Raw genomic sequence first — 10,152 nt, 5'->3', positions numbered from 1 at the left:
CCTCGCCACCACCGGTGGGGTAAAAAAGGTCCCTCCGTCGACGCCGGTTTTCTTCGCCGCATGGATGTTGGATACCACGAAGAGTTCCGATGGGTGTTCCCGCGCACTGGAGACCTCATTAACTGTGAGTTCGACTTCGCCGGCACCGCCAGTTGTTCCCTTTCACCTCGACGCGGAGATACTCGTGGCCACGGTTGCAGGCAAGGCCGAACGGAGCACCATTGGTATCGACGGTTCACCTCAAGGACTCGTAGCGAGTGACCGCGAGGACCTCCGCGTGAAGCTCGACTGCCTTGCTCTTCTTTGAGTCGTGCCGGCGCCCGGGCTCTTTTCCACCTTGGGCGTAGACCTTACGACCGAAACTGTGTCGACAAAGTCGAAGGATGGTCCGTTACGGACATCGACCAGCCCGTGCCAGTTGTCCGCACCGGCGTGGTGTGTCGACCATGGTGGGCTGCCTCAGCAGGTGAGGGGCAGGAGATCTACAGTGTGGTTGCGGACAACACCGGCGCAGCCGGTACCGGAAAGAGGAGACCGACTGAATGAGAGAAGCTCGATGACGCACGCGCCGCAGACTGTGACGATCTACCTGACCCGGCACGGACGGACCTGGCTGAACGAGTTGGACCGTGTGCAGGGTTGGTCGGACTCGCCGCTGACAACAGCGGGTAAGGAGGACGCGGTCCGACTGGGTGCAGCACTCAGCGATGCCGACATGACGATCGACGCCGCCTACTCCGCGGACATGGTTCGCCACCGAGAAACTGCGGAAACGGTTCTCGCCGTTATGGGCGTGGATATCCCGGTGACGGTGACGCCGAACCTGCGTGAGATGTCTTTCGGAGGATTCGAGGGAGGCCCCAACCGGGTGATGTACGACGCCGTGCTCGCACAGGCGAACGTCGACTCGCTCGCGGGGTTGGAGGAGAGGGTTGACGGAGAATCCGTGCTCCTCAAACTATTCGAGTCTCTGGAGGAGGCGAATCCCGTTCCGACGATGCCGACGGAGACAGCACGGGAGGTGGCAGCCCGTGTGCTTCAGGAGTTCGAGGACATTGTCGCTGAGGCAGGGACCAGGGGGCATGAGAATGTGCTCGTTGTCTCCAGCGGGGTCACCATCCTGGTTGTGCTGCATGCTCTGGGACATCCGTTCAACGAAGCGATCAAGAACGCTTCGGTATCCACGCTCGTCTACGCAGCCGGGGAGTGGTCTGTCGAAAGGGTGAACGACACGTCACTGATCGGTGAGTGAGCAGGTAGGAACTGGCCGCTCACGGTGGGCAGACCCACGGTCTACCAGCCTTCCATGTCCGTCCTGCACGATATAGTTTCCTCTCGGTGACCACTCAGACTCATCGCAGCCCCTTCGCCGTCGTTGACGTGGAGACCACCGGATTCAGCAACCGGGAACGCATTCTTGAGGTAGCCGTCGTCCATGCAGCCCCCGACGGCACTGTCACCGACCGCTGGACCACGCTGGTCAACCGTCAGCGTGACATTCGGAAGACCCGGATCCACGGCATCAGCGGCAGCGTCCTGGTGCATGCCCCGACCTTCGGCGACATTGCCGGTGAACTCGCCGAGCAACTCAGCGGTCGCGTCTTCGTCGCCCACAACGCGCCGTTCGACACCCGGCTCCTCGGCGCCGAGTTCTCCCGGCTCGGTCTCACAGGCTCACCGTTCTCCGACGCATAGTCATGCGTGACTCTCGGTTTCTGGAGGTGTCTCGGGTGCCTGGGGAGTCTGCGGCGAAGATCCAGCGGGAGATGGTGGCGGTGCGTCGCTGACCGTCGGCATCGTCCCAGGTGACCCGCTCCACTCCGTCGGCGGGTGTGCCATGGCGGATCGCCAGGTGCAGCGGTCCGACCACGGATGCCAGGCCCTGGCTGGCGGGGTGATGATGAAGGACGGTGACGACGGATGCAGTGGTCCGGCCTGTGTCCGCGGACAGCGTGGCATCGATGTTGTCGTGCAGCTCCGCCACATCGATCTCGCTGACACGGACGGCGGCGAGCAGTTCGGCGGTGCCTACGGTCGCCTCGGTGACGGTGCCGGGGGCGTTTTCCACCGTCTCGTCCCCGGGGTTGCGCAGCGACAGCGTGCTCACCGACGTCCCCGGCATACCGATCCGTACCAGGGGTGCCTCCATCTTCCGGTAGGTGCGGACGTCCTGCCCGCCGCCGGAGACAGCGTCTGCCGCGGCGGTACGGGCGGACCGCAGGAGTTCCACCATGCGCCGGTCCTCGGCGAACTCTTCGGAGGTCACGTAGTTGCGAGTGTCGGGAGGTCCGCGCCCTGCGGAGAGGTGAGGACGTTGTCGATCCGCCGGTCGGATCCACGCGGCTCGCTCCTTGTCGAGCAGGACACGGTAGAAACCGTTGAAACTGCGTTCGGCGTCGGACTCTCCGATGAGGTCCACTCCGTCGAAGATCTCGTCCAGGACATCGCCGCGTGAGTAGTCGGAGTCGAGGAGTTGCCGGCGCAGTGAACGGTTCAGGTCCTCCAGGTCGCGTGACGCCCGGGCGAAGTCACCGGGGATCGCCGACGCTTGGTCGAGGATGTCGGCGACGCGCTCGGCGACCTGGGACGGACCGAGGACCTCGTAGCCGCGGTATTCGACACGTTCGATCTGCCGGTCGAGATCAATCGCGTTGATCCTGCAGGGTTTGCAGGCGCGTAGCGATATCGGGGTCGATGTCACGGGCCAGGTTGCGCAGGGAGTCGGTCAAGGATTCCACCCGGGTGGCGGTCGCTGCCGAGCGGGGCAGATCGAAGATGCCGGGGTGGTGACCGGTGAGTGCGCGGAGGTCTGCATTGAGAAGTTCGTATACTTCGGTCGCCGGGCGTTGGCGGGTGCCCTGGGAGGAAGTGCTCGTCGACCATCGCCAGCAGCGCCGGGGCCATGGAACTGCGCAGAAGCGTGACAGCGGGAGACGCCTACTGCAGGCGGGCCACTGACAGTGCCCGGGCTTCGATGCTCATGGGCGCCATTGTTCCATGTGGTCTCATCACGGGGAGGAGGACAGGCGTCTCGTGAGTGCAAGTCGCCATACGGCGACATATCGTATTGTCGCTGCATGACGACAATAAGTGTCCATCGCCCCGACGATCTCGGGCCTCTGCTCAGGGATGTCCGTCTGGAGCTGGGGGTCACGCAGTCAGCGTTGGCGGCGAAGGCGAAGGTTGGACGCCAGTGGCTCAATGCGTTTGAGTTGGGAGACAAGTGGACTGCGCCGTTGGACATGGTCTATCGGGTGTTGAGCGCCCTGGAGGTTACCGTGGAGATGTCGCCGGAGCCTGCGCCACACCCAGACCCCGATGACGACCTCATTGACCTGAATGAGTTGCTTGACAGGACGCTGGAGCATTGAGCGCGCGGCTCGGCCCTCGCCCCGAAGAAACCCTGGCCGTCGTAATGAACGGCAGGGTCGTCGGCGACATCCAGCGGAACGGGCCGAAGAAGATGAGGCTGCGATACTCGGATTCCGGTGTCGGGACGTTCACTCCGCTCTCGGTCACTATGCCCGGACCGTCCCGAGGCTCTCCGTCAATGGCGCCGACGATTCTCCATAGCTAAGGACTCAAGCACCTTTGCACTTCTGCGCTTTGTCGGAGAGGATGTTGCCGGTGCGGCACAGTTTGTCCGTCCCGAGCGACTGGAGGCAGCGTTGTCACGCAGTGGCGACCTGCGACCCGTGGACAACTCCGAGATCGGCGACATGTTGCGTAGAGCGATGGCGGATCTTCCGGTCTCGTCGGAAGCCGTGCCGGACGGAAAATTCTCACTCGCCGGTGTGCAGGCGAAGATCGCCCTCCGGAAGGACGGGAGTGTGTGGTCAAGCCCCCACGGTGCGTCACCGTCGACGCACATCCTTAAGCCGGCAAACCCCGGTATGGAGGACCAGGATCTTGTCGAGGCCGTTACGATGGGCACCGCTCGCCGACTGGGGTTGAGCGCAGCGCATGTCGACGTCAGTGAATTTGACGGTCTCCGCTGTCTCGTCGTCGAACGCTACGACCGCGCTCGTCTTCCTGACGGCCGGTGGGTCCGCGTGCACCAGGAGGATATGTGCCAGGCAACAGGGACACCGCCATTCAGAAAGTATGAGTCACAGTGGGGCGCGGGAGCACGCGAGGTGGCGGAACTCATCGCGAATCTCAGCAGTAACGCCGATGAAGACACTCGGCGCCTTGTCCAGGCGTTGACCTTCAACTGGTTGATCTGCGGAACAGACGCCCATGCGCGGAATTACTCAGTTGTTCTGCGTGGTGGGAACGTGCGGCTTGCCCCGCTGTACGACGTCAACTCCCATCTTGCTTACACCGACGGGGGTTCCGGCGATCTGTCGATGGGGATCGACGGCATCTTCCGGGTGTCCCTACTGACCCGCCGACGGTGGGTTGACGAGGCGATGCACCTCCATGTGGATCCTGACTGGATGGTCACGGAGATTGATCGGCAGATGGCGCGTCTCATCGATAGTATGCATGCGGCGGCAGACGTGGACAGCGTCAGCAGGTACGGGAGTTCCGTGGTGACGCGGCTGCTGGAGACGACTGAGCGGTGGGTCGGCCGGCTGGAATGAGACTACTGGTTGCAAGTGTGAGGGCACGCCTACGGTGATGCCGTCTCTCAAGCTCATGATGGTCAGTGTCGCTCACTGACAATCCTGGGATGTGTCGCCGCTCGACGACACGGTTCATTGGAGTCATTCACTTGTGGAACGGATTGCCGGTAGTCTGTCGTGCCGGATCCAGTCAACAACCGCGTGAGCGTCGCGGCTGCCAGCGTGGGCAACAGGATGAATGTCTTGGAACTTCAGTGAATCGGCGGCATTCTGGTGCGGGACGGGCTCTGCTAGATTGAGTGCCGACTCAATGAGGGGAGGGCCATGTGGTGCAGGTGTGCGATGGTGGCCACCCTGAAGGTCAGATTTCCCTTAGTGTATCTGTTGTGAATGCCAGTTCCGTGTGTACCCGAGGAAAGTAGCGCAGATGATCGCCACCATCCGCTCCGGCGGTCAGTCAGGTGTCGACAGGGGAGCGCTCGATGCTGCCCGAGCTGCTGATATTCCCGTCGCGGGCTGGTGTCCTGCAGGCGGGTGGGCGGAGGATCACCCGGCACCTCCGGGGCTCCTCGCGGAGTACCCGGAGTTGACGGAGACTCCGTCGTCAGGGACGAGGCAACGCACCGGGTGGAACGTCCGTGACAGTGACATCTCGCTCATACTGACCGCTCCGGGCGGGACGTCGCCGGGTACCGACCTGACGGTGGGATTCGCACGCCATTGGCAGCGTCCCCACCTGGTTCTCGATGCCTCAGCATGGGACCGGAGCAATATGACCGTAGTTGTACACGACGTGTCAGAGTGGCTGCGACAACAGGGGAGCGGACTCGTGGTGAATGTCGCGGGACCGCGCGCCAGCGAGTGGGCAGGAGCGTACGCAGCCAGCTACCGCCTGGTCACAGGGATCCTGGAGGCCGGTGCCCGGTAGATCCTGCTGTCGCGATAGGCTGTGCGCACTCTTATATTTCCGATACTAGGTGGGAGAACACACTGTGACTGGCCCGGGATTCCTGAGCTCTCAAGGCTCCGACAATGAACGTAGTGCAGATGGTGCCGTGGGACGGTGGTCCGGGGAGCCTATGCAGGACAGTCCTTACGGTAGCCCCGCTAGCCCCGCCACGGGAGACCAGACCCAGGCGTACGGCGCTCCTCATGGGCCCGGGAACGGCCTGCCCGGGTACCCGGGCCAGTACGGCAACCCTGCCCAGCCCGGCCCCTACGTGGGCGCCGCCATGTACCCGGGATACCCCGCGCCGCCACCGTCCACCAAGAAGAAGGTCGTGGCGGCGCTGCTGGCGTTCTTCCTGGGCGGCACCGGCGCCCACAACTTCTACATCGGCAACAAGGGCTGCGCGATCGCCCAGTTGATCTTCCTCATCGTCACCTGGGTGATCGTGATCGTGGGTTATTCGCTCGCCATCGCGGGTACCGGTACCGAAATGGTCAGGACATACTCCGGGGATACCTACTACGTTGACGAGGACGCGGACATGATCATCGGCGGCGGGCTTCTCGCGATCCTGGGCTACCTGATGATGGGAGCTCTCTGGATCTGGACGATGGTGGAGTTCATCATGATCCTCACCAGCAGCGGCCGCTATGGTCGGGACCGCGAGGGCTACATGCTGGTGTAGTGGTTCCCACCGTGCCAGGGGAGCAGGCTGATCTTCCCGGACGACGTGTTCAGGCGGACAGGCGTACGTCCTGACCGGAGTAGCGGGCGGTGACTTCTTCGACGAGACCCGCAAACTTCGCCGACCGCGTTTCCACGGGTTCGCCCCAGGGCGCACTGCGCCACGAGAGTTCCGCTCCACCTCACGCTGCACGGCGACGACACTGTCCTTGATACACAGCTGCCGGCCCGGAATCCGCAGCGGGTTACGCCCACCACGCTACCGCGGCCACGGAGTCGCTGTGGATCACCACCGTGTCCGCGAATCCGTCGAAAAGCGGCGCCGCTGCCGCCACACCTGTGAGCTCAGCAGCCGAGATATCGAGGTTCTGTCGTGACCGTGCACGTGGCAGCACCCCGGAGGCGATCATGGAGAGCTCCGGACACACCAGTCCGATGGCGGCGAAGGATGATCCGGGAGCGGTGGAGGCATCGGTGTACACGTTGACCAGGCGTGGACGCTGCTCGAGTTCGGGAACTCGATTACAGAGCAGTTGCGACGTCGGCGACGACCATTTCTTACGGACCCGTCCCAACCGGCGGTTGAGGGTCGGCGCTGTCGGAGGCGGGACGGGCCACGCCCGCGGTGTCTTGAGCTTGTTGCCGCTGCGAACCCGCACCACGATCACGCCGGGTGGCACATGCCCCCGGGCGACTGCGCGCACCGACATAGTCGCGGGATCCACGCCGCAGGGGAAGCTCGTGGACACGCTGCCCAGCCAGGCGTCGTGAAAGGCCCGGGTGACTGCATCGCCGTCGTCTTCGGCGGTTTCTTCTGTCTCGGGACGGTGTATCCGCCCCTCCGGGACATGGTCGGCGGTGGACACGGCCCCGGTGGTGGAGAGTCGCGTCGCTCAGTCCGGCCTCTTCCTACCGCGCACCGACGGACGCGCCGCTGGCGTCATTGGCCTCGTGCTCCAACTCGTCGATCTGTCGGTTGAGTTCTTCGGCATGGACCACAGCCTCCTGCTCGGTCTCCGCTGCGGGGTTGGACCCCCACATCGGACGACCGTTGCTCTCCGGCAGGAAGCGCAGTGCGACCAGTCCGATCACACCGGCGAGCATGAGGTAGAACCCCGGCCACATGAGGTTGCCGGTCGCCGCGATCAGCGCCTCCATCACCGTGGAGGTCGTGCCACCGAACAGTGAGATCGAGACGTTGAAGGCGATGGCCAGCGCCCCGGCCCGGACCACGGTGGGGAACAGTGAAGGCAGGGTGGACGGCATGATCGAGCTGAAACAGATCAGGGACAGCCCCATGATCAACAGGCCGATAAACACGCACGCCAGGTTGTCGACGCGGATGAGCAGGATCGAGGGCACGGACAGGACGATCAGTGACAGGCAACCCGCCAGGACGACGGGACGGCGCCCGACCCGGTCGGAGAGCTTTCCGAAGACGGGGATCAGGACCAGGCACACCGCCATCACCGCGATCTCCAGGACGTTGGCGGTCAGGCTGGAGATCTCGTAGCCGTCCTGCCGGTTGCCGACCTCGTCGAAGTAGGACGGCATGAATGACGTCAACATGTAGTTGGTCACGTTCCATGCGATGACCAGCCCACAGCACACCAGGATCGACGGCCACAGGGAGAGAATCTTCTTCGCTTCGTTGCCCTCGAAGTCCCGTGCTGCGTGGGACTGGCTCTCGGGGGCATCCTTCGCGGCTTCCTGCTGTTCGAAGGCAGGGGTGTCCTTGAGCTTGGTGCGCAGGTAGATGCCGACGAATCCGAGCGGTAGGGCGACGAAGAACGGCAGGCGCCATCCCCAGGACTGCATCTGGCCGTCTGACAGGACAGATTCCAGGATGACCGCGACGGAGGCGCCGAGGATGTAGCCACCGAACGTGCCGACTTCGAGCAGGCTGCCGAAGTAGCCGCGTTTGCGGTCGGGCGCATACTCGGAGATGAACGTCATCGCGTTGGAGTACTCGCCTCCGGTGGAGAATCCCTGGAGCAGGCGGCAGGCCAGCAGCAGGAACGGGGCCAGCATGCCGATGGCGGCGTAAGACGGGATGACGCCGATGAGGAAGGTGCTGGTGGCCATCATGATCATCGTGATCGCCAGGACGCGGTTACGTCCGATCCGGTCCGACAGTGGACCGAACACCAGGCCGCCGATGGGGCGGACGAGGAACGAGACCGCGAAGAGTCCGGCGACGATGATTTTGCCGGCGGGCCCGGAGTCTTCGGGAAGAAACACCCCCTCGATGGTGAGGGCGAGGTAGCCGTAGACGCCGAAGTCGTACCACTCGGTGACGTTTCCGATGGCGGCGGCGTTGATGGCGCGCTTGACGGTGGCGGGTTCGGTGACGGTGACGTCATCGGCTTTCCAGCGTCGTGCGGGGGTCTGTGTCTTCGGGGGAGTTCCGAACATGGTCGGGTTCACTGTCCTTCCGGGGCCGGTGTGGGGGTTCGCGCGGGTGGGCCTGGGGCGGTTCCTTTCCCTGGGGTGAGGGGCATCGGTCAGGTGCCTGATTATTGCGACGAAGATCGAGACTATAGCGTGCTTATTTATATAGTCAAGCCCCGGAGTTGGACAGCGACATTGTCTACGCAGTACAGCTGAAGCTGTGCCGGTTGGCGTTAAGGTCTACGGCGCCATGGCGCGGATGGTGTCCACTGTCGACCACGGACGCATTCACCTGCGTAAGATGCCGATAACCCCGGGGGTACTATCGTTCACCGAAGAAAGGCGCATCGGTGCCGTACCGTTTATGCTCTGAGTTGAGACACTGAAAGAATCAGCTCTCTCCCACTTCCTGAAAGGTAAATTCTTATGGACACCAGCATCGTCAGCTCCCTCGGCGACGGCATCTCCACCCTCCTCCACGGCCTGTGGCAGGGCTTCAAGCAGTTGATCGACAACGTCGGCGGCAGTGCGGCGGAACTGGAGAACGGCATCGGCAGCGGCGAGCACGACCAGGGCACCGCGGGCTCCATCGCCGACGTCATCGGCAGCTCGGGATCCTCCGAGTAGGCCGGACAGTCCGGGAACGGCACAGGGGCGCACCTTCTTCTACCGGGTGCGCCCCTGTTCTGCGTCTGCAGCGGCCCAGCGTAGTCCCCGGTTCAGCAGCCGCATCACTCCCCGGTACGCCCACGGCAGATTGACCTGCGCCCAACGTCCCAGCCGGATGTCGCCGCTGGTGTAGAGCAGGTACCTGCCTTTCCGTGTCCCGTCGACGATCTTCTGCGCAGCCTGTGGAGGGGTCGCTGCATGCCCCTGGAACAGCTTCTTGACCTTCTGTACCCGCTCAGCGCTCTGGTCCACCCCGTTAATGTCGATGGTGCGTACCAGGGGAGTGTCCACCGCTCCGGGGACGGCAACATGCACACTCACCCCGTGCGGGCGAGGTCGAAGCGCAGGACCTCACACATGCCCAGTACACCGCCCTTCGAGGCGGAGTACGCCGCGTGCCAGGGAAGTCCGATGATCCCAGCTGCCGATGACACGCAACACAGGCGGCGTGGCCGCGCCCTCCGACCCGTCCCGATCCTCCCCGCCTCCGTCATCGCCGGGACGAGGGTCTCGACGATGTGCACTGTGCCCATCAGGTTGACGTCGATGACCTTCGCCCACTTCTCGTGCGGCAGGTGCGGGGATCACCCCAGATCGCGATGCCGGCGACATGGAAGACCTCATCCGGGGCCCCGAACTCACCGGTGATCCGCGACGCCCAGGAACGGACCTCGTCGATCTCGGTGATGTCCAGGGCCTGGTCGTCCAGCAACGCCCCAGGACGGATCTCCGTGATGTCACGCGCCGTCGCGTCCAGACCGTCCTCGTCCCGGTCGGTGATCATCACCTCATGTCCCTCACGCGCCAGGAGTAACGCCACCTCGCGCCCGATACCGGATGCCGCTCCCGTGACCACACACCGCATCGTCGTTCCCTTCCGGCGACCGGTAT

The 10,152-nt window shown here is 63.8% G+C and carries 10 protein-coding genes and 1 pseudogene; 7 read left to right on the top strand and 4 right to left on the bottom strand.

The genetic code is table 11. From position 1 onward, the window contains the following. Positions 1–556 precede the first annotated feature (556 nt). A complete protein-coding gene (locus BJF89_RS04990) occupies positions 557–1,252 on the top strand; it encodes a histidine phosphatase family protein (protein ID WP_075812799.1) in 696 nt (231 codons plus the stop codon). A gap of 86 nt (positions 1,253–1,338) precedes the next feature. Continuing rightward, on the top strand, positions 1,339–1,695 hold the full coding sequence (locus BJF89_RS04985; RefSeq protein ID WP_075812797.1) for an exonuclease domain-containing protein: 357 nt from the start codon (positions 1,339–1,341) through the stop codon (positions 1,693–1,695). On the opposite strand, the gene BJF89_RS04980 is transcribed toward BJF89_RS04985, so the two are convergent. Continuing rightward, the gene (locus BJF89_RS04980) at positions 1,667–2,701 is read right to left on the bottom strand and encodes a DUF3375 family protein (RefSeq protein ID WP_075812795.1); all 1,035 of its coding nucleotides are present in this window, start codon (positions 2,699–2,701) and stop codon (positions 1,667–1,669) included. The genes BJF89_RS04985 and BJF89_RS04980 overlap by 29 nt on opposite strands. Positions 2,702–3,077: 376 nt before the next feature. Here BJF89_RS04980 and BJF89_RS04970 point away from each other — a divergent pair, with 376 nt between their 5' ends. The 4 genes from BJF89_RS04970 (at position 3,078) to BJF89_RS04955 (ending at position 6,202) form a co-directional block, all read left to right on the top strand. Beyond that, positions 3,078–3,371 (top strand): helix-turn-helix transcriptional regulator, encoded by a 294-nt coding sequence (locus BJF89_RS04970; RefSeq protein WP_075812793.1) that lies wholly within the window; start codon positions 3,078–3,080, stop codon positions 3,369–3,371. 297 nt (positions 3,372–3,668) lie between these two features. Next, positions 3,669–4,586: a HipA domain-containing protein gene (locus tag BJF89_RS04965; protein ID WP_139311885.1), complete on the top strand. Its 918-nt coding sequence runs from the start codon at positions 3,669–3,671 to the stop codon at positions 4,584–4,586. A gap of 409 nt (positions 4,587–4,995) precedes the next feature. Further along, positions 4,996–5,496, top strand: coding sequence for a putative molybdenum carrier protein (locus tag BJF89_RS04960; RefSeq protein ID WP_075812789.1), 501 nt, complete (start codon positions 4,996–4,998; stop codon positions 5,494–5,496). A gap of 151 nt (positions 5,497–5,647) precedes the next feature. Continuing rightward, positions 5,648–6,202 (top strand): TM2 domain-containing protein, encoded by a 555-nt coding sequence (locus BJF89_RS04955; protein WP_083650501.1) that lies wholly within the window; start codon positions 5,648–5,650, stop codon positions 6,200–6,202. 244 nt (positions 6,203–6,446) lie between these two features. Here BJF89_RS04955 and BJF89_RS04950 read toward each other — a convergent pair whose 3' ends face one another. Further along, positions 6,447–7,067 carry a hypothetical protein gene (locus tag BJF89_RS04950; protein ID WP_075812785.1) on the bottom strand — a complete coding sequence of 207 codons (621 nt, stop codon included), beginning with the start codon at positions 7,065–7,067 and terminating at the stop codon, positions 6,447–6,449. 43 nt (positions 7,068–7,110) lie between these two features. Then, entirely contained in the window at positions 7,111–8,616 is a 1,506-nt protein-coding gene (locus BJF89_RS04945) for an MFS transporter (RefSeq protein ID WP_075813348.1), read from the bottom strand. A gap of 402 nt (positions 8,617–9,018) precedes the next feature. Here BJF89_RS04945 and BJF89_RS04940 point away from each other — a divergent pair, with 402 nt between their 5' ends. Then, positions 9,019–9,219, top strand: a complete 201-nt coding sequence (locus tag BJF89_RS04940; RefSeq protein WP_075812783.1) for a hypothetical protein — start codon at positions 9,019–9,021, stop codon at positions 9,217–9,219. Between the two features lie 39 nt (positions 9,220–9,258). Here the strand turns inward: BJF89_RS04940 and BJF89_RS04935 are convergent. Next, positions 9,259–10,126 (bottom strand): annotated as a pseudogene (locus tag BJF89_RS04935) (SDR family oxidoreductase). Between the last annotated feature and the right edge of the window lie 26 nt (positions 10,127–10,152).

It is taken from the genome of Corynebacterium sp. CNJ-954, from assembly GCF_001942345.1.
Taxonomy (GTDB): domain Bacteria; phylum Actinomycetota; class Actinomycetes; order Mycobacteriales; family Mycobacteriaceae; genus Corynebacterium.
Note: the sequence above shows the minus strand (reverse complement) of the source record. Positions and strands in the feature narration are given on the sequence as shown.

What these genes read in the sequence shown, in the direction of transcription:
- BJF89_RS04945 (WP_075813348.1), bottom strand. Translation starts at nt 8,616, where the DNA reads ATGTTCGGAACTCCCCCGAAGACACAGACCCCCGCACGACGCTGGAAA.
- BJF89_RS04970 (WP_075812793.1), top strand. Translation starts at nt 3,078, where the DNA reads ATGACGACAATAAGTGTCCATCGCCCCGACGATCTCGGGCCTCTGCTC.
- BJF89_RS04955 (WP_083650501.1), top strand. Translation starts at nt 5,648, where the DNA reads ATGCAGGACAGTCCTTACGGTAGCCCCGCTAGCCCCGCCACGGGAGAC.
- BJF89_RS04990 (WP_075812799.1), top strand. Translation starts at nt 557, where the DNA reads ATGACGCACGCGCCGCAGACTGTGACGATCTACCTGACCCGGCACGGA.
- BJF89_RS04960 (WP_075812789.1), top strand. Translation starts at nt 4,996, where the DNA reads ATGATCGCCACCATCCGCTCCGGCGGTCAGTCAGGTGTCGACAGGGGA.
- BJF89_RS04940 (WP_075812783.1), top strand. Translation starts at nt 9,019, where the DNA reads ATGGACACCAGCATCGTCAGCTCCCTCGGCGACGGCATCTCCACCCTC.